The sequence below is a fragment of the Flavobacterium sp. genome, from assembly GCF_039595935.1.
Classification (GTDB): domain Bacteria; phylum Bacteroidota; class Bacteroidia; order Flavobacteriales; family Flavobacteriaceae; genus Flavobacterium.
Map to the genome: position 1 here is coordinate 755109 of NZ_JBCNKR010000006.1, position 21176 is coordinate 776284.

General features: G+C 35.1%; 11 protein-coding genes and 1 pseudogene. 6 read left to right on the forward strand and 6 right to left on the reverse strand.

Annotation, left to right across the window (positions count from 1 at the left end):
- Nucleotides 1–255 precede the first annotated feature (255 nt).
- The 4 genes and pseudogenes from ABDW27_RS13045 (at nt 256) to ABDW27_RS13060 (ending at nt 5847) form a co-directional block, all read left to right on the forward strand.
- Nucleotides 256–1185: a hypothetical protein gene (locus ABDW27_RS13045; protein ID WP_343696307.1), complete on the forward strand. Its 930-nt coding sequence runs from the start codon at nt 256–258 to the stop codon at nt 1183–1185.
- Between the two features lie 85 nt (nt 1186–1270).
- A complete protein-coding gene (locus ABDW27_RS13050) occupies nt 1271–2128 on the forward strand; it encodes an MBL fold metallo-hydrolase (protein ID WP_343696308.1) in 858 nt (285 codons plus the stop codon).
- 138 nt (nt 2129–2266) lie between these two features.
- On the forward strand, nt 2267–3901 hold the full coding sequence (locus ABDW27_RS13055; protein ID WP_343696309.1) for a S8 family peptidase: 1635 nt from the start codon (nt 2267–2269) through the stop codon (nt 3899–3901).
- A gap of 66 nt (nt 3902–3967) precedes the next feature.
- Nucleotides 3968–5847 (forward strand): annotated as a pseudogene (locus tag ABDW27_RS13060) (M1 family metallopeptidase).
- A gap of 86 nt (nt 5848–5933) precedes the next feature.
- Here ABDW27_RS13060 and ABDW27_RS13065 read toward each other — a convergent pair.
- Together ABDW27_RS13065 and ABDW27_RS13070 are read right to left on the reverse strand one after the other, a co-directional pair.
- The gene (locus ABDW27_RS13065) at nt 5934–7130 is read right to left on the reverse strand and encodes a DUF418 domain-containing protein (protein WP_343696310.1); all 1197 of its coding nucleotides are present in this window, start codon (nt 7128–7130) and stop codon (nt 5934–5936) included.
- 175 nt (nt 7131–7305) lie between these two features.
- Nucleotides 7306–8244: an L-threonine 3-dehydrogenase gene (locus ABDW27_RS13070; RefSeq protein ID WP_343696311.1), complete on the reverse strand. Its 939-nt coding sequence runs from the start codon at nt 8242–8244 to the stop codon at nt 7306–7308.
- Nucleotides 8245–8641: 397 nt separating this feature from the next.
- Here ABDW27_RS13070 and ABDW27_RS13075 point away from each other — a divergent pair, with 397 nt between their 5' ends.
- Both ABDW27_RS13075 and mfd read left to right on the forward strand, forming a co-directional pair.
- The gene (locus tag ABDW27_RS13075; RefSeq protein WP_343696312.1) at nt 8642–9250 is read left to right on the forward strand and encodes a hypothetical protein; all 609 of its coding nucleotides are present in this window, start codon (nt 8642–8644) and stop codon (nt 9248–9250) included.
- A complete protein-coding gene (gene mfd / locus ABDW27_RS13080) occupies nt 9243–12608 on the forward strand; it encodes a transcription-repair coupling factor (protein WP_343696313.1) in 3366 nt (1121 codons plus the stop codon). The genes ABDW27_RS13075 and mfd overlap by 8 nt, the downstream gene beginning before the upstream one ends.
- A gap of 125 nt (nt 12609–12733) precedes the next feature.
- Here mfd and ABDW27_RS13085 read toward each other — a convergent pair whose 3' ends face one another.
- From ABDW27_RS13085 to ABDW27_RS13100, 4 genes are all read right to left on the reverse strand, one after another.
- Nucleotides 12734–16099: an Ig-like domain-containing protein gene (locus tag ABDW27_RS13085; protein ID WP_343696314.1), complete on the reverse strand. Its 3366-nt coding sequence runs from the start codon at nt 16097–16099 to the stop codon at nt 12734–12736.
- Between the two features lie 243 nt (nt 16100–16342).
- On the reverse strand, nt 16343–18490 hold the full coding sequence (locus tag ABDW27_RS13090; protein WP_343698133.1) for a glycoside hydrolase family 97 protein: 2148 nt from the start codon (nt 18488–18490) through the stop codon (nt 16343–16345).
- A gap of 82 nt (nt 18491–18572) precedes the next feature.
- Nucleotides 18573–19952, reverse strand: a complete 1380-nt coding sequence (locus ABDW27_RS13095; RefSeq protein WP_343696315.1) for an alpha-amylase family glycosyl hydrolase — start codon at nt 19950–19952, stop codon at nt 18573–18575.
- 106 nt (nt 19953–20058) lie between these two features.
- Nucleotides 20059–21168, reverse strand: coding sequence for a SusE domain-containing protein (locus ABDW27_RS13100; RefSeq protein ID WP_343696316.1), 1110 nt, complete (start codon nt 21166–21168; stop codon nt 20059–20061).
- Between the last annotated feature and the right edge of the window lie 8 nt (nt 21169–21176).

Genomic DNA, 21176 nt, shown 5'->3' on the forward strand with positions numbered 1-21176 from the left:
GACTTAAAAACCTTTTTCCATAACGGTTCACATTATTATAACAAATGTTAAAATAGATAGAAGTTATTTCTTTTAAAAAAAATGTCTGCTAGTGACTTAAATTTTACAAGAGATTTTGTTTTTGAGAGAAAAGTATGATTTTTATTTAAAACATTGATTTTCTGTGTGTTAAGTTACGGTAAAATAGATAAAAAACCGTATTTCTACTTGTTCTATCGAATAAAATATTGGTATTTTTGTAATAAATTGTGAAGAATGATAAAGAAAAATTACACAAGTGAATGGATTAGGGTACTTTTTGCAATATTTTTTATTTTTGGAATTGGTGCTACATTTTACATATTTAGCAAAGAGTTAAAGGACGAAGCGGATAAGGTAAAAGCAAGTAATAATGCAATTAAGCTTGTTAATCCTGCCAAACGATCTAATGCGCAAAAAAGTATACTCGATTCTTTAAATATTTTAAAATTAGAATACGAAGTTGCAATTCTTGAAAAAACAGCACTTTCAGAACAGTTAGCATTCGAAAAAAAGAATGTCGAAAATTTAATGGAAATTATAAAAGCTTCAAATAATCCTTCGGTCATTCAAATCAAAATTTACCGAAAACAGCTTTCAGATTTACAGACTGCATTAGCCTCTAAAGTGGCAGAAATTAAAACTTTAAAATCCCAAAATAAAAACCTGCTTACAGAAATTGAAACTCAAAATGTTGTAATGTACAAGCAAAAAGCAGAAAATGATACTTTAATTTCAAATCAGAAAAAATTAGAATCGACCATAAAAGATGCTTCCAAACTGTTTCTCAATAATTTTAAAGTAGTTGCTATGAAGGAGAAAAAGTCAGGAAAAGAACAGGAAACAGATAAAGCAAAAAGTGCAGATAAACTTAAAATCAGTTTTTCGGTAAATGGAAATGCAATTGCTAAAACAGGAAAAAGAGTATTTTATATTCAGGTTTTAGATCAAAAAAATACTGTTTTGGGCGAAAACAAACTCATTGAATTCGGCAACGATAAAGCTTTGGTTTACAGTTTTATAGTTGCTGCAGACTTTCAGGGAAAACCTCTAAACGTTTATGGCGTTTTAAATTCAGATGAGAAAGAATTTAAAAAAGGAACCTATTTTGTCAACTTCTTCGACAAACAAGAAATAATGGGAAGCGCTTCAATTTCATTAGAATAATTACCACAAATGAGTTTTAAAGAGAAATTTTAGCAAAAGGAAACAGGATTTCCTAGCTTTGTTTTTGTATTAGAAATTTAAACTCATGAAACTTTACCCAATAGAATCCGGAAATTTTAAATTAGACGGCGGCGCTATGTTTGGTGTCGTTCCTAAAACTATATGGAACAAAACCAATCCAGCCGATGAAAATAATTTAATTGATATTGCTGCACGTTGTTTATTAATTGAAGAAGGCAATCGCCTGATTTTGATTGATACCGGAATGGGCGACAAACAATCAGAAAAATTCTTTGGTTATTATTCGCTTTGGGGATCACATTCAATCGATAAATCTTTGGCAAAATATGGTTTTCACCGAGATGATATTACAGATGTTTTTATGACACACTTGCATTTTGATCATTGCGGCGGAAGTGTTCAGTGGAATTCTGATAAAACTTTTTACGAGCCAGCTTTTAAAAATGCAAAATTCTGGACAAATGAAAATCATTGGAACTGGGCAACAAAGCCTAATGCACGTGAAAAAGCTTCTTTTTTAACAGAGAACATTCTCCCAATGCAGGAAAGCGGACAATTGAATTTTATTGAAAGACCGGAAAATGATTTTGGTTTTTCAAAAGAATTAGGCTTCGGAATTTTCTATGCTGATGGCCATACAGAAAAACAAATGATTCCGCATATTCAATACAAAGATAAAACGATCGTTTTTTGTGCCGATTTATTGGCAACAGCCGGACATATTCCACTTCCGTATGTAATGGGATATGATACAAGACCACTTTTAACCTTAGATGAAAAAGCAAAATTTTTAAATGCTGCAGCTGATAATAATTATTATTTGTTTTTAGAGCATGATGCTCACAATCAAATCATAACGGTTGAACATACTGAAAAAGGCGTGAGATTGAAAGAGGTGTTTACTTGCGAGGATATTTTTTAAATTTCTGTGTACGAATAATAGGAATTCGCTTTAATAAATTAGGTATATTTCATAACACAGTGTTAACAGTTAGCTTTTTGTAACAAAAAAGCATAATTTAGACCCATCTTTTAACTTTACAATTATATTTATAGATACATGAGTCATATAAAACCTCTTAAATTATCTGCTTTTGCATTACTTGTTTTAGCAGGATGCAGCGCAACTGTACAAGCGCAGGTTTCAGCACCTAAAGAATTTATTACAGCACCTATAGCTGTTGTAAAAAAAGCACCGGTTAGCGAAAATGAATTAAAAAGATGGAGTCATCTTGATTTGATAAAAGATTCAATTCCGGGAATGAGTGTTGATAAGGCTTACGCCGAATTGCTTCAGGGAAAAACCGGTAAAAAGGTTATTGTAGGAATTGTAGATTCTGGTGTTGATATCGAACATGAAGATCTAAAAGGAATGATTTGGACAAATCCAAAAGAAATTCCAGGAAACGGAATTGATGATGATAAAAACGGTTTTATTGATGATGTTCACGGATGGAATTTCCTTGGAGATGCTGTTGCCGAAAATCTTGAAATGACGCGTATCGTTAAAAAGAAAGACGACGGTTCTGCAGAATATAAACAGGCTTTAGCTCAATACAATGAGAAATATGAAAAAGCTTTAAAAGATAAACAACAAGTAGATTTTTTACTTGACGTTCATAATACAATCAAAAAAGAGCTTAACAAAACGACTTATAAAATAGAAGATTTAGCGACTATTACTTCTACAGATCCAAAAGTTGAGAGAAGTAAAATGATAATGACTCAAATCTTTACAAATGCCGGACCAACTTTTGATCCTGAAGCTGAACTTGAAGATTACAGAGAACATGTTTATGATGAGTTAAATTACAACTTAAACAAAGAGTTTGACGGAAGAAAAGTGGTTGGAGATAATCCGGATGATATAAAAAACAATCATTATGGAAATAATATTGTTTTTGGCCCGGATAAAGAAAAAGCACTTCACGGAACTCACGTGGCCGGAATTATTGCACAAGTTCGAGGCAATAATTTAGGTGGAGACGGAATTACTAATAATGTTGAAATATTGACTGTAAGAGCCGTTCCTGACGGAGATGAATACGACAAGGATATTGCACTTGCCATTCGTTACGCAGTAGACAATGGAGCAAAAGTAATCAACGGAAGTTTCGGAAAAAGTTTTTCTCCACATAAAGACTGGGTTTACGATGCGATTAAATATGCAGCAAAAAAAGATGTTTTAATTGTTCACGCAGCTGGTAATGACGGTTATAATATTGATGAAACAAAAAACATCAATTACCCAAATGATTCTAAAGACAACGTAAAAGAATTTGCAGATAATGTGATCACAATTGGGGCCATTAACAAGCAATATGGAGAAACTGTTGTAGCAGGATTTTCGAACTTCGGAAAAATAAATGTTGACGTTTTTGCTCCGGGTGAAGAAATTTATGCAACAGTTCCAAACAACAAATACAAATATTTACAAGGAACTTCAATGGCGTCTCCAAACGCAGCGGGAGTTGCTGCTTTGATTCGTTCTTATTATCCAAAATTAAAAGCTTCTCAGGTTAAGAAAATTTTAATGGAATCAGGAGTTGCCCTTCCTGCAAAAGTGGTTTTGGGTGAGAGCGAAAATCCAGATGAAAAACCAGTAGCGGTTTCTTCTGCAGAATCATCAAAAACAGCAAAAATGGTAAACGCTTACAATGCTTTATTAATGGCTGAAAAAATGTCCAAAAAATAAAAAACACATAGAATACTAATCCAATGGAAGAGCCGCAGCTCTTCCATTTTCATTATTAAAATTAACATGCGAAAAATTATTTTACTTTCTTTTTTGAGCTTAGGTTTAAACTCTGCTTTTGCCCAAAGTGCCCCATATTGGCAGCAGCACGCCGATTATAAAATGGAGGTTTCAATGGATGTAAAAAACTATCAGTACAAAGGGAAGCAAGAATTGGTTTATACCAATAATTCTCCTGATACTCTAAGAAAAGTGTTTTATCATTTATATCCAAATGCTTTTCAGCCGGGAAGTGAAATGGACGCTCGTCTTCATTTTATCAAAGATCCTGACGGAAGAATGGTAAACAAAGTAAAAACTGCTGATGGAAAAGAAGTAAAACAAAGCCGTATTGAGACTTTAAAACCAAATGAAATTGGGTACTTAAAAATTGCTAACTTCAAACAAGACGGTGTTTCTGCTCAGACAAGAATTTCAAATACAGTTTTAGAAGTAACTTTACCTAAACCAATTTTGCCAAATTCTAAAACTACTTTTACATTAGATTTTGATGGTCAGGTTCCGGTACAAATTCGTCGTTCAGGAAGAAATAATTCTGAAGGAGTCGAACTTTCTATGTCGCAATGGTATCCAAAATTAGCCGAATTTGATTTTGAAGGCTGGCACGCAGATCCTTATATCGCAAGAGAATTTCATGGTGTTTGGGGTAATTTTGATGTAAAAATTACCATTGACAAAGAGTACACAATTGGTGGTTCTGGATATTTGCAAGACAAAAACTCAATTGGGCATGGTTACGAAGACGCTGGTGTAACAGTTGTTTATCCTAAAAAAGCAAAAACGTTGACATGGCATTTTATTGCACCAAATGTTCACGATTTTACATGGGCGGCTGATAAAGAATATACACATGATATTGTAAAAGGACCAAATGATGTTGATTTGCATTTCTTCTACAAAAACAATGAAAAGACGACTGCAAACTGGAAACAGTTAGAACCATTGATGGTAAAAGTGATGGATTATTACAACCACAGAGTTGGAGCTTATCCATACAAACAATATTCATTTATTCAGGGCGGCGACGGCGGAATGGAGTATGCAATGTGTACTTTAATGTTAGGAAACGGAACTCTTGAAGGAATTCTGGGAACTGCAACTCACGAATTAGGACACTCTTGGTTCCAGCATATTTTAGCTTCAAACGAATCAAAACATCCTTGGATGGATGAAGGTTTTACAACTTACATTGAAGACAGTGCTTTGAATGAATTAAAAGGAGAAAAAAAGAAGCAAATCCGTTTAAAGGAACTTATGCTGCTTATTACAGTTTAGTTAATTCTGGTAAAGAACAGCCACAGACAACACACGGAGACCGTTATGACGAAAATCGTCCATACAGTATTTCATCTTATGTAAAAGGATGCATCTTCTTGGCACAATTAGAATATGTAATTGGAAAAGAAAATCTGGATGCTACTTTAAAAAGATATTACAGCGATTTTAAATTCAAACATCCAACTCCAAATGATATCAAAAGAACTGCAGAAAGAGTTTCCGGAGCTGAACTAGATTGGTATTTAGTAGATTGGGCACAAACGGCTAACACGATCGATTACGGAATTAAAGATGTTGCTGATAATTCAGGAAAAACAACAGTTTCTTTAGAAAGAATTGGAAGAATGCCAATGCCAATCGACTTGAAAGTTGATTATACTGACGGGACATCAGAAACATTCTACATTCCGTTAAGAATGATGAATTTCATTAAACCGAACCCAAATCCAAACGAAAAAAGAACAGTTTTAGAAGACTGGGCTTGGGCACAGCAAAATTATAGTTTTACGATTGATAAAAACAAAACAGCAATCAAAAAAATCACAATTGATCCAAGTGGATTAATGGCAGATGTAAAACCTGCCAATAATGCTTTTGAAGTGAAATAAAACTTTATAATACTTTTAAAAAGAAGCCCTTAAAACTAAATTTAAGGGCTTTTTTATTTCAAATTTATTTCAAAAATCGTTAAGAATTATATCGTTTTTATATCAGCGGCAACCTCGGGTTCTGCTTTTTTTAAAGGAAACCATTCTCGGTAACTTGCAGATCTCCATAACCATTCAATTGGACCGTAATTGTATTTTGAAAGCCACCATTTGCTTATAAATAATTGAATAATAAAAATAAAAACAGCCAGTAAAAAGTAAAACCAATACGGCATTGAATCTGCAATTCCTAGACCAATTCCTGAGAAAATAAAAGCGGCCAGTATATTTTGGCTCATGTAATTGGTTAACGTCATTTTTCCGCCAGCACTAAAATAGCCGAAAACAGTTTTTAGCTTTCCATTATTGTATAAAAGGCAGATTGATGTTGATATAAAAATCATTGTACTTAAAACCAGCCAGTAAAGCGGATGGAAAACTTTTAGAAATCCTGCTTTATAAATTATAGCAATATTAAATACAATACCGATAACAACAGCACTCATAAAACTAATAATGCAAACATATTTTAATAGTTTTTTCAATTCTGTCAAGCGATTAAAAAAGTTTATTTTTTGAAGCATAAAGCCAAAAAGCATACAACCCAACATTACATAATGAGCCGTAATAGCATAACCCGGCACAATAATTTGTTCATAAAATGAGGCAAGAAGATGAAACCTGAAAAAATCAATCCAGTTCCCGGAATGATAGAGTTTTAAGTATTCGGGATTTGTTGCAATAGCCGGGTGTTCGATTTTTAGACCATTTACATACGCCATGACAAATGGAATTGTGAGTATAATCACGGCAGAAATAATGGCTAAAGTTTTGGCGGAACATCTGTAAAAAAGCAATAAAACTAGTCCTAAAAAGGCATAATCTTTCAAAATGTCACCCAGCCAAAAAGCCGAATTAATAAAAGCCAGAATAAATAGTAATACCATTCTCCACGCAAAAAAAGCGACAGGATTTTTCCCTTTAGAAGCTACATTATTAATTAAAACGGCAAATCCGTAGCCAAATAAAAGAGTTAATAATGTCCAGGATTTTGCTGCAAAAAAATAGCGGTTAATATATTGAAGTACCTGAGAAAAAGTATCGTACTTAATCTCTTTTTCTATACCGATGTATAGAAAATCCACATAGTTGCCAATGGCTACGCCCAATATTGCCCAGCCCCGAAGTATGTCGACAATTGCAGTTCTTTTGCTTTGTTCGATAGGATAATAAGAATTTGTCATTTGATTGATGTTTTTGTTGTGATTTTGATTGATGATTTTGAAATAAATATGAAATATATTTAACGCAACCAAAAATAATAAATTATACAACCAAAGTTTTTCTTACAATGATAATTTATAAAAAAAGCGTGTTATTTTAGAATAACACGCTTTTATAATTTTTACTTTTTCCGGATTATCGTAAATGTTCCAGCATATCCTTTGTCATAGATTCAAGATCAAATTTATGATTCCATCCCCAGTCTTCTCTTGCTTCAGCATCGTCGATACTTGCCGGCCAGCTGTCTGCAATTTTCTGACGGAAATCAGGATTATAAGTAATTTCAAATTCAGGAATATGTTTTTTGATTTCGGCAGCAATTTCTGTTGGAGTAAAACTCATTGCAGCTAAATTATAAGACGAATGAATTTTAATTTGCTCAACAGGCGCTTTCATAATATTGATTGTCGCATCGATCGCATCATCCATATACATCATCGGCATTTTGGTTTCAGATGATAAAAAGCATTCGTATTTTTTATCGGCAATAGCCTTATAAAAAATATCAACTGCATAATCTGTAGTTCCGCCGCCCGGAGGTGTAGACCAGCTGATTAAGCCCGGATAACGAATACTGCGAACGTCAACACCATAAATATTATGATAATATTCGCACCATCTTTCGCCTGCTTGTTTGCTGATTCCGTAAACCGTAGAAGGTTCCATGATAGTATATTGCGGTGTGTTTTCTTTTGGAGTTGTTGGTCCAAAAACGGCAATACTCGAAGGCCAGAAAATCTTTTGAATCTTTTTAGCTTTCGCTAAATTCAAAACATGAAAAAGAGAATTCATATTCAAATCCCATGCAAAAGCCGGATTTTTTTCAGCCGTTGCAGACAAAAGAGCCGCCATTAGATAAACATCTGTAATTTTATGCACTTCAACCAAATGCTCAATCTGGTTAAAATCTAAAGCATTGACCACTTCAAAAGGTCCTGAATTAACAACATCAGTATTTAATTTTCGAATATCAGAAGCGATCACATTTTCGGTTCCGTATAATTTACGCAGTTTTTGCGTCAGTTCAGTTCCGATCTGACCGCAAGCGCCTATGATTAATATTTTTGGGTTCATTTGTTTAGATTTAGTGTTGCAAATATAACGTTTTCGCAAATATCAACGTTTTTTCAAACATTAAATTATAAAATTAACAACGATAAAGATTGTTTTTTAGATTATTGTCGAATTGAAAAAATTAACCGCAAAGTACGCAAAGTCATTTTTGTCTCACATTGAGTTTAGAAAACATAAAGTTCGCAAAGCTATATCTTGAATCAGCTTTGTGAACTTTGTTTTTATAAAACATCTTAAATAATAAAATAGAAATAACTTTGTGTGCTTTGCGTTTAAATTTTTTAGACAAGGATTCGAAAATGATCTTTATGTTGTTAATTTTAAAAGTTTCTTGGCATAAATCAGAATTCGTAATTGTAAATTTACTTCGTAACTTTGCACCCTAACATTTTATCAAATGAAATATAAAATAGCGCTGTTTTTACTCTTGATTTTTGCACTTCAATCATGTCAAAATGAGAATGATAAGCGTCTTGCCGAAAATGAAAAAGAGGCTAAGAAAAACGAAAAGATTTTTAATAACATCAATAAAGCCTGGATTTTTATAGACGAACCAATCAACGAAGTTTCTGAACAAAATGTTAGAAACTGGGCAGAATGGCGTGATTTTATCAAAGAAATAGGAGATAAACCGAGAAAAACAATTGGCGCTTTTCAGAAAAAATCAACAGCGATTTCAAAAAAAGCAATGGCTTTAAACAACAATATTCCGGCGCAGTTTAATCAGCCGCAGATAAAAGCGAGAATTTCCATTTTGATTACAAAAGTGAGAATGATGGATTTATTTATCCATTTGAATCAAATTCCGGATGATAAAGTGGCTTTTTTAATTGGTGAAATCAACAAAGAATTGATTTCGTTAGAAAGACAAATGGATAAAATTGTTGAGAAAGCTAAAATTCCAAAAGAAGAAGGAGAAGCTGATTTCCTTAAAATGTTAGACACAACGCGTGCAATTCCGAATTCTGCGCCGCCACTAGATCAAAATTTACCAAGAGTTGAGTAAAAACGCACTATACACGATATACGACAATTTGCCAAAAGCACAGCAGATTGCGACAAATTTACTGGAAGGAAATCAGATAAAAATGCACCTAAGCGGATTGCTGGGATCTGCAGTTTCCTTTGTAATACGTTCAGTTTTCAAAAAGACAGAACTTCCTTTTTTAGTTGTTTTAGACAATAAAGAAGAAGCAGCGTATTACCTAAACGATTTGGAGCAGATGATTGGCGAACAGGACGTTTTGTTCTATCCGGCATCATTTCGTCGTCCATACCAAGTTGATGAAACCGATAATGCGAATGTTTTGCTTCGGGCTGAGGTTTTAAACCGAATCAATTCACGAAAAAAACCAGCTGTAATTGTTACTTATCCCGAAGCACTTTTTGAGAAAGTGGTAACGCGTCAGCAATTAGATAAAAACACTTTAAAAGTCTCTTTAAACGATAAAATTTCGATCGATTTTATCAACGAAGTTTTATTTGAATACGAATTTAAAAGAGTAGATTTTATTACAGAACCCGGAGAATTTTCGGTTCGTGGAGGAATTGTCGATGTGTTTTCATTTTCAAACGATCATCCGTACAGAATTGAATTCTTCGGAAATGAAGTGGACAGTATCAGAAGTTTTGATGTTGAAACCCAATTATCTGTTGAAACCCATAAAAAAATCACGATTATCCCGAATGTCGAAAACAAGATATTTCAGGAAAACCGCGAAAGTTTCTTAGATTATATTGCTGAAAAAACAGTTCTTTTTATTCAAAATACTGATGGACTTTTTAGTCAGCTCGACAAACAATTTGCAAGAGCAGAAGAAGCTTTTGAGAAACTTTCGAAAGAAATAAAACACGCTGAGCCGGAACAATTATTTTTGAATCAAAGCTCATTTATAAAACGCGCTCTGGATTTTTCGATTGTAGAATTGGCCTCAAAACCAATTTTTAAAACCACAAAAAAATACGATTTTCATATTCAGCCTCAGCCGTCATTCAACAAACAATTTGATTTATTGCTGAATAATCTGAGCGATAATCATTTTAACGGATACAAAAATTATTTGTTCTGTTCGAATGAAACACAGGCAAAACGTTTTCACGATATTTTTGAATCTTTAGACGAAGCCAATTCAGAGAATATTCGTAAACAATACAATACCGTTGTACTGCCTTTATACCAAGGTTTTATTGATGAAGAAAACCAGATAACGGCTTATACCGATCATCAGATTTTTGAGCGTTATCATAAATTCAGCATCAAAAATGGTTATTCTAAAAAGCAAAATATTACGCTGAAAGAATTAACCGCACTTTCTGTGGGAGATTATGTAACGCATATCGATCACGGAATTGGGAAGTTTGGAGGATTACAGAAAATTCAGGTAGAAGGAAAAACGCAGGAAGCCATAAAATTGGTTTATGCCGATAACGATATTGTGTACGTAAGTATTCACTCGCTTCATAAAATATCCAAATACAACGGAAAAGACGGCGCTCCGCCTAAAATCTATAAATTAGGTTCGAATGCTTGGAAGATTTTAAAACAGAAAACCAAAGCGCGTGTTAAACATATTGCATTCAATTTAATTCAATTGTATGCAAAACGTCGTCTGGAAAAAGGATTTCAGTTTGCGCCGGATAGTTATCTTCAAAATGAATTAGAAAGTTCGTTTATTTATGAAGATACTCCAGATCAAACCAAATCAACGGCAGAAGTAAAAGCCGATATGGAGAGCGATCGCCCGATGGATCGTTTGGTTTGCGGTGATGTTGGTTTCGGAAAAACAGAAGTTGCGATTCGTGCAGCTTTTAAAGCCGTTGATAATAGTAAACAAGTTGCAGTTTTAGTGCCAACTACGATTTTGGCTTATCAGCATTATAGAACTTTCTCTGAACGTTTGAAAGATATGCCGGTTACAATTGGATATTTAAACCGATTTAGAACTGCAAAACAAAAAACGCAAACCCTAAAAGATTTAGCAGAAGGGAAATTAGATATCGTAATTGGAACACATCAATTAGTAAACAAAAATGTAGTTTTTAAAGACTTAGGATTGTTGATTGTCGATGAGGAACAAAAGTTTGGGGTAAACGTAAAAGATAAATTAAAAACGATTGCTGCGAATGTTGATACTTTGACATTAACGGCAACGCCGATTCCGAGAACTTTACAGTTTTCATTGATGGCGGCACGAGATTTATCGGTAATTACTACGCCTCCGCCAAATCGTTATCCGATTGAAACTAATGTTGTTGGTTTTAATGAAGAAATTATCCGTGATGCGATTTCGTATGAAATTCAGCGAAACGGACAAGTTTTCTTCATCAATAATAGAATTGAAAATATAAAAGAAGTCGCAGGAATGATTCAGCGTTTGGTTCCAAATGCAAGAGTCGGAATTGGCCACGGACAAATGGACGGCGCAAAACTCGAAGAATTGATGTTAGGTTTCATGAACGGAGATTTTGATGTTTTGGTGGCAACCACAATTATAGAAAGTGGATTGGATGTTCCAAATGCCAATACGATTTTCATCAATAATGCTAATAATTTCGGATTATCAGATTTGCATCAAATGCGTGGGCGAGTAGGACGAAGCAATAAAAAAGCATTTTGTTATTTCATCTGTCCGCCGTATTCCTCAATGACCGAAGATGCGAGAAAACGTATTCAGGCGCTGGAACAATTCAGCGAATTGGGAAGTGGTTTCAACATTGCGATGAAAGATTTAGAAATTCGTGGCGCAGGAGATTTATTAGGCGGTGAACAAAGTGGTTTCATTAATGAAATTGGTTTTGATACGTACCAAAAAATCATGAACGAAGCGATCGAAGAATTAAAGGAAAATGAATTCAAAGATTTATATCCTGAAGAAAATGATATCGATACCAAAGAATACGTAAAAGACATTCAAATCGATGCCGATTTTGAGCTTTTATTTCCAGATGAATATATCAATAACGTTTCAGAACGTTTGGTTTTATATAATGAATTAGGCGCAATAAAAGATGAAGCCGGTTTGCAGGAATTCGAAAGAAAACTGATTGACCGTTTCGGACCGTTGCCAAAACAAGCGACTGCATTGCTAAACAGCATTAGAATAAAATGGATCGCGACGAAAGTCGGAATTGAGAAATTAGTGTTGAAACAAGGTAAAATGATTGGTTATTTCGTATCCGATCAGCAGTCAGATTATTATCAATCGGTGAAATTTAGAAATGTTTTAAATTTTGTTCAGAAACATAGCAATCTTTGTAAAATGAAAGAAAAGCAAACCGTAAACGGATTACGTTTGTTATTGACTTTTGAGAATGTGAAGTCTATTAAACGCGCTTTGGAGTTGATGGAGTTGTTTGAGGAGTAAAAGATAGCCACGAATTCACGAATTAATTTTTATAAATCTTTAGAATAATTCGTGAATTCGTGGCAAAAAAACAGAAAAGGCGCATGAAAATCTCATACGCCTTTCAATTTTAAAACTAAAGCTAATTATTTAACAATCAGTTTTTTAGTCGCTTTAAAATCTTTAGAAATAATATTTACAATATAAATTCCTGAAGCTAAATGATGATCGATTTTTCCTGAAGAGGAAAGTCTTTCAGTCAAAACCGTTCTTCCGTTCATATCTGAAACTGAAATTGCAGCAGAATCTCCGTTTTCTAATTCTGGCAATAAAATATGAAACTCATTATTTGTAGCTGGATTTGGATAAATTCCAATTACTTTTTCTGAACTTTCATTAATTGTTAAAGCAGATTTTCCTGTTCCAACAGTTGTTGGTTCCAATTGCCATTGCGCACTGTACCAGCCATCTTGAGAATTTCCGTATTGCGCAGAACCCGTTTGATTTTCGATATGAATAATATTTCCAGTCTGCCATCTGTTTCTTAGGCGAACCCAGGTTCCGTCAATATAATCGCTAGACCATTGTGCGCTCCAGAAAGTAGTATCCGTAATGTTACATTGAACATTTCCAGTCTGGCTTTCGATATTCATCAATTCTCCCGTTGCTACATTTTTAAGAACAAAATAAGCTGCATCGATAGCAATTTTTTGCCATTTGTAACTGTTTCCAGAAACGGTTGTTCCGTAACCAACATTTGCTCCGGCATCAGATAAATAAGCGCCTGTCCATCTGTTTTTAATTGTGTAATAAGTTCCTCCAGTTGAAGTTGAAACGGTTACTGCACAAGTTGCAGTTTTGTTTCCGTCAACAGTTGTAACCGTAATTGTTGCCGTTCCATTTGCAACAGCAGTAATTAAACCTGAACTATTTACAGTTGCAACCGCAGTATTGCTTGAACTATAGTTTACCGATTTGTTTGTTGCATTTGTAGGATTAACAGTTGGTGTTAATTGCTGAGTTCCGCCAACATTTAATGAAGTCGAAGTCGGACTCAAACTCACACTCGTAACGGCAACATTTGCTGCGTTTACAGTTACTGCACAAGTCGCAGTTTTTGCTCCATCCTGAGTTGTAACGGTAATTGTTGCAGAACCTGCAGCGACAGCAGTTATTAATCCTGAACTATTTACAGTTGCAACGGCTGAATTACTTGAACTATAAGTTACCGTTTTATTTGTTGCATTTGCAGGATTAACAGTTGGTGTTAATTGCTGTGTTGCACCAACTAACAATGTCGAAGTTGTTGGAGATAAAGTTACACTTGTAACCGCAACACCCGTTCCCGGATTTGAGTCGTACCAAGTACTGTTCATATACCATCCATTTTTATCTCTGCTTAAATCTGCAGTTTGGTTGGTTCCGTCATTGAAAATTAAATTCGTTGAAGTTACATTTGTAAATGTGTAACTGTACCAACCATTTCCAGCATCTGTCATGTTTACGCCCGGCCAATTTACAGTTGCCAAAACTCCAGTTGGAAGAGTATTCCAATAATAGATTTTAATTCCAGTTCCCCAATTCGATGGTTTGTAGAAATATACTGTAAAATTAGTATTCGGATTTACTGTAATTGTTGCCGAAGCCGTTTTATTTCCGTCTTGAGTAGTTGCTGTAATAGTTGCTGTTCCTGCCGAAACTGCAGTTACAAGTCCGCTTGAATTTACCGTTGCAACTGATGTATTGCTTGAAGACCAGGTTATATTTTTGTTTGTTGCATTTGTTGGCGAAACTGTCGCTGTAAGCTGTTGTGTATTTCCAGCATATAAACTTGAAGAAGTTGGTGAAACGGCTACAGAAGAAACAGGAATTGTAGAAACTGTTATGGCAGAAGTTGCTGTTTTATTTCCGTCAGCAGTTGTAACAGTTATAGTGGCTGTTCCCGTAGAAACTGCCGTAACCAATCCAGAAGCATTTACAGTTGCGACTGCAGTATTGCTTGAAGACCAGCTTAGATTTTGGTTTGTTGCATTTGCCGGAGCAATTGTAGCGTTTAATTGCTGCGTAGTTCCTAAACCAACAGTTGCTGTTGTAGGACTAACCGAAACTCCTGTAACGGCTACAACCGGAGCATTTGTATTGGTTAAAACCAAATATTCGAACGCAGCAAAATTGCGCGTAGAACCCGCTGTTAAAGTTACTGAAGCATTATTGTTATACGGATTTACATAAGTTCCTGCCAAAGCCGCTGGAATTACATACGATTTTGAAGCATTTCTTAAATTCGACATTACAATAACTTTTTCTGAACCTAATGTTTTAGTGAAAATGCTGATGTCATCGTTTGCATATGTAGTCAAATCACCGCGACGTATAGCTGCGCTTTGTGTTCTAAAATTAAGAATCTTAGCAAAATCAGCAGCTGCAGTTGGATTTTGTGACCAGTTGAATTTAAAGCCAGTCCAAGGCCAGTCAGTTTTTGGTTCGTAATCGATTTCTTGTCCGCTCATTAAAAAAGGAACACCTTTCATGTAAGCCGAAACTAAGAAATTAGCAACGATTCCGTTATGATTTTTGAATGCAACAAATGGTCTTCTTACGCCATCGTCATTTGTGTAAGTATCATGATTTCCAGTATATCTAACAATTTGCTGATTTCCGGTTGCTTTAGCATATTCATATGTTGACTGATCCTGAAGTCTCTGAGAAACTGGTCCTCCATTTGCAATATCATACAAACCGCTATGAAACCATCTGTCGCCATAATTCATGTCGAAACCAACCTGAAAGTTTTCTTGTCTGTCACCTTCGGCCAACATTAATAAATTATGAGAAGTTATTCCTCGAAGGTTTGAATTTACTTCAGACCAAAAATCTAAAGGCGGATTATTAGCATAATCGCAGCGATAACCATCAATATTAGCTGCGAAAATCCAGTAGCGCATAGCATCTTTAATAGCTGCTCGTGTTGCCGAATTATTAAGATCAAGTGCTGCAATATCACCAAAATTTCCTAATTGTTGAATTGTTGTTCCGGTTCGTTTATAATATTCCGGATGCGAAACTGTCCATCCATGATCCCATGAAGTTCCGTTGATGGCAATATCCAAAATAACGGCCATTCCGCGGCTGTGAGCGCCATCGACTAAAGTTCTTAGATCAGCCAGTGATCCATATTCTGATCCTACAGCTTTAAAATCTTTAATACAATAGGGCGAAGCCGAACTTCGGGAATCAGTTCCGTGTGGGAAAATCGGCATTAAATAAATAACATTGGTACCGAGTGCTTTTATATTATCTAATCGGGCGGTTACTCCGGCTAAATTTCCGTTGGCACTAAACGGACGTATATGAACCTGATACATGTTGATGTCTCGTGTATCAGGCACGCCTGCAAATGGCGTTCCGTACTGAGCCGGATCTTGCGCATACACTGAACTTGCAAATAATAATAGAAAACAGACTAGTGTTTTCGTAATATGAAATAATCTAGTGGTAATTTTGATTTTCATAGTAGTAAATTTTTTTGCATGCTTGTCAGCATTCTTAACTAAAATTCATTCTCACTCGCATTGTTTTTAAATTTGACAAACATTTTGTGGTTAATAGTTTTCAAGTAGTAAAATTTTAATTTTTCGCTCAGGAATGAGCATAGTTTTCCGCCACGAATTCACGAATTTTTAGAATTAGAATTCTGCTTCTTAATCTAAAAATTGTAAATAATTCGTGAATTCGTGGCAAAAAAACTTAGTAATCTATAACTTTTTCAATCCCTTTAATTCTTCAGCATTTGCTTCTTTGATGCTGATTGCAGTACCACCGCCCGGAGCTAAATACTGCTTTAATTTGCTTTTTGAGTTTACAATAACTTTGGTAACAGTATACTTTTGTGGATTTTGATTCCAATTTGCTTCTTTTGCATCAGCATAAATAGTGGCGATGAAATTTTTTCCAGCAGGTAAATAATCAAATGAAATGTTTGCTGTTCTTGCATTTTCATCTGTAATTCCGCCAATAAACCATTCGTTTTTGCCTTTTGCTTTACGAGCAATTGTAATATAATCTCCAGGTTCAGCTTCCAAAATGTAACTGTTGTCCCAATCTACAGCCACATCTTTAATGAACTGAAATGCATCTGGAAAACGCTCATAATTCCCCGGAATATCAGCAGCCATTTGAAGCGGACTGTACATGGTAACATAATAAGCCAATTGTTTTACTAAAGTTGTATTTACTCGTTGTGAACTTCCTGTTCCATAATAAGAAAGATCTGTTTGGAAAATTCCCGGAGTATAATCCATTGGGCCTCCCATTAAACGTGTAAAAGGTAAAATAGTAGTGTGATCCGGAGCTAAACCTCCCATAGATTCAAACTCAGTACCGCGCGCTGATTCCTGAGCAATCCAGTTTGGAAAAGTTCGGTTTAATCCCGTTGGACGAACTGCTTCGTGACTGTCAATCATAATTTTATAATCGGCAGCACGTTTGGCAACGTTAATGTAATGATTTACCATCCATTGTCCGTCGTGATGTTCGCCACGTGGAATAATCTGTCCTACATAACCTGTTTTTACAGCGTCATAACCATTGTCGTTCATAAACTGAAAAGCACGATCTAAACGACGTTCGTAATTGGTTGCGGATCCTGAAGTTTCGTGGTGCATGATAATTTTTACACCTTTTGAAGCAGCATATTCATGAACTGCTTTTACATCAAAATCCGGATACGCAGTTACGTAATCAAAAACTTCTTCTTTCCAGTTGCCGATCCAGTCTTCCCAGCCAATATTCCAGCCTTCGATAAGGATGGCATCAAAACCATTTTTAGAAGCAAAATCAATATATTCTTTTGCACGTTCTGTAGTGGCTCCGTGTTTTCCGTTTGGCGTAAGTTTTGTAAAATCATCTGTAAGTTTCACATTGTTTTCTTTTCCAAAAGCCCAGGTGCTTCTTCCGGCAACAAAATATTCCCACCAAATCCCGATGAATTTTAAAGGTTTTATCCACGACACATCTTTATAACTTGTTGGCTCGTTAAGGTTTAAAATTAGTTTTGAAGCTAAAATATCGGTAGCTTTATCGCTTACGATAATGGTTCTCCAAGGCGATTGTGCATCGGTCTGCATATAACCTTTTGCACCAACTGCATCTGGAGCCAAATGACTCATCATTTTGTTGTTTACAGCATCAACTTCAAGATACATGGCCGGATAATTGATTAATCCTGCTTCGTGAATGTTGATGTATAAACCATCATCAGATTTCATCATTGACGGCGTTTGTACTGATAATTCTTTTATTGGACACTGTGCATTGATTTCAATCGTAGCTTTTTTCATCAACGAAGGAATCTCTGAAATTTTTGATGTTGTATACGCATATTCATTGGTATCATAATCTCCCGGAATCCAGAAAATTTTATGATTTCCAGCCAAATTAAACTGCGAACGTTCTTCTTTTATTACAAAATAGCTTAGATCATTTTGTTTTGGAAATTCATATCTAAATCCCAATCCGTCGTTGAACAAACGGAAACGAATACGAATAAATCTATTGTTGTTTTTTGCCTGAGCTAAAGTGACAACCAATTCGTTGTAATGATTGCGAATTGTTTTTTCTTCTCCTAAAACAGGATTCCAATTTTCATCAACAGAAGATTGTGCTGTGTTTGTAATGGTAAAACCATCCAAAAACGAAGGCATATTTTTTAGTTCTAAACCTAAAGAACTTGGTTTTATAACTTCTTTTTGTTTATATGATAATTGGTAAGACGGAATTCCGCCTTCTTTTAATTCAAATTTTAAGGAAAGATTTTTGTCCGGCGAAGTTATTTCTTGTGCCTGAAGCCAAATCGTGCTTACGAAGACAAAAAATAAAAGCGCAGTTTTTTTGCTCAAACGCATTTGAAGCAATGATTTTTGGGATTGAAAATTCATGTTATTTAGTTTTTTGCAAATCTAATTGTATTTAAAGATGCATTTAGAATTAATTTTTCAACACTACATATTGAAAAGGCTGTAATGTTATATCTGCACCAAGAGTTACGGCTGCTCCGGTAAAAGCATCTTTCCAGTTTCCTTTTAATGTTGAAGGTACAAGTTGTTTAACTGTTGAACCTGTTAAGTTTGAAAGGACAAAAACTTTTTCAGAATCTTTTATCATAGTAAATGCGCTAACGGCATCGCTGCTGTAACCTGTAAAAGTTCCTGTTTTAATAGCATTACTTGTATTTCTAAAAGCAATGATTTTTTTGTATTCTGCCAGCATGTCATTATCAGCAGTAGTCCAGTCGATTGGCGTCCTTGAGAAATAATTTAATCTTTGAGCGTATCCAATTTCCTGTCCATTATAAATCATCGGAACCGATTTTAAATAAGCAGCTACAACAAAAGTCGCGATTGATCCTTTTTTACCTCCAAATAATTCTAACGGAGTTCCTTCAGAAAGGTTTACGTCGTGATTGCTTGTGTATCTTACCACTCTGTTTTCAGGATTATAATTGTTAGCATATTCTGTTGCATTCGAATCCTGAATTGTTGTAGCAGGTTTGTTGTCTTTAAAAAGCTGTTCTAAAGTACTGAAGAAATTAAATCCGAAAGTATAATCAAAACCAGCAGCAAAATGATTTACTTTAGAACCTTCGGCAAGCATCAATATGTTTTGATTTTTTTTGATTTTTCTCAATTTTGTAATCGCTTCAGTCCAAAAAGTCTGCGGTACAAAATCAGCATAATCACATCTGAAACCGTCGATATTGGCGTTGTAAACCCAGTAAGACATGGCGTCGATCATAGCGGCTTTCATTTCAGCATTATTAAAATCTAATTGCGCTACGTCATTATAATTTGTTCCAGGTGGAATAATGATATTTCCGTTTGCATCTTTTTGATACCAATTTGGATGTTCTGTAATCCAGTTATTATCCCAAGCCGTATGATTAGCAACCCAGTCTAAAACGACAGCCATGTTCTTTTTGTGCGCTTCTTCAACCAAAGTCTGAAGATCTTGTAAAGTTCCGAAATCAGGATTTACTGCTTTATAATCTTTTACTGCGTAAGGCGATCCTAATTCTCCCGAAGCTTTTACTTTTCCGACAGGGTAAACCGGCATTAAATACACCACATTTGCCCCAAGTTCCTGAATTTGTGTTAATCTGTCCTGAACTCCTTTTAAAGTTCCGGCCTGACTAAAAGCACGAATATTTACCTGATAAATTATGGCATCTTCCTTCTTTGGCATTTTTTCAAAAGGAGTTCCATATTGTGTATACGGAGAGTCTGAACTTGTATCGTCATCAGAAGAACTGCAGGAAATAAAGGCTACTGCCAGCAGCAATGTATAAACGATTTTTATATTAAATTTCATATTTCTTTGAATTTAGTTGTAATAGCCGGAAGTTTAAGATAGCCTGCCTTTTGCTCAAGAAAGGCAGGTATCACTCAAACTAATCTAGCTTTGTTACAATGTTAGATTATTTTTTAACGATCGATGTAACAGCAGTTGCAGGATAACCTGTTGTTGCCGGATCTGTTTCGATAATTTTAAAAGTTACTTCATAAGTTCCCGCTTCACCAATTGTGTAAGCTCCTCCATTATCAAGGTTTACGATATTTGTTGAAGGATCTGCCGGTCCGTAATTAATTGTCCATGCATCATTCAATCTGAATTTTAATGCACCAGGCAATAAATTAGCTGTTATTTTCCACGTTTGAGAAACATGATCGTATGACATTGGAACAGAATGATTCCATCCATAATTTGGATCTCCGGCTGTTTGATCTGCTGTTGCAGATGCTGGTCCGACAATTCCCCAGGCATACGGCGTCTGGCTCCATTTTAGAGTATTTAGATTTACTTTTATTTGATATGAACCTGCACCCGGAAGTACAAAATCTGTATCGCTCATATTTTGTAAATCATTATTTGTAGCTCCTGCACCGTAGAATTGTGCCCAGTTTCTGGCTGTATTTAATTTAAATCCAGGACCTGCTCCAACAGGAACAGTCATGTATCCTTGGTAAACACCTTTTTGAATTGCTGTTAAAGGAGCAGCGGTTTCAATAGCCCATCCCTGATAACTTCCCGGCATATAAATTTCGCCAAAAACAACACTTTTTTCGTATGGTGTAATAGTTAAAGTAATAGGGTTTGAATAGATTTTACGATCCATTGCAGCTTCTACACGAACTACTAATTTCCCAGCTACATTTGGCTCAAGCCCTAAATCGACAGCGATTTTATTTAAATCTCGGCCAATTAAAGTTTTGCTTAAAACATCTGAACCTACTTCAATTCGTTTTGCTTTTTGCCATGCATTGCTTCCGCCAGTATCTCCAACTAAATCAAACTGAATAGCATACGTTACCGGAGCTTCGATAGGAAAAGAAACAGAAGGCCATGAAAGAAGTAAAACCTGATCGTCTGCAGTATCTTCTGTCAATACTAATGTGCTTGATGAAGCTGTAATTTCAGAAGGAAAACTAACCGATTTTAATGTCGTTAATTCGGCATTGCTGTCACAGGAAGAACCCAGAAAAAGCACGCTGCCTAATAAGATTAATTTATTGATATATTTTTTCATGATAGTTT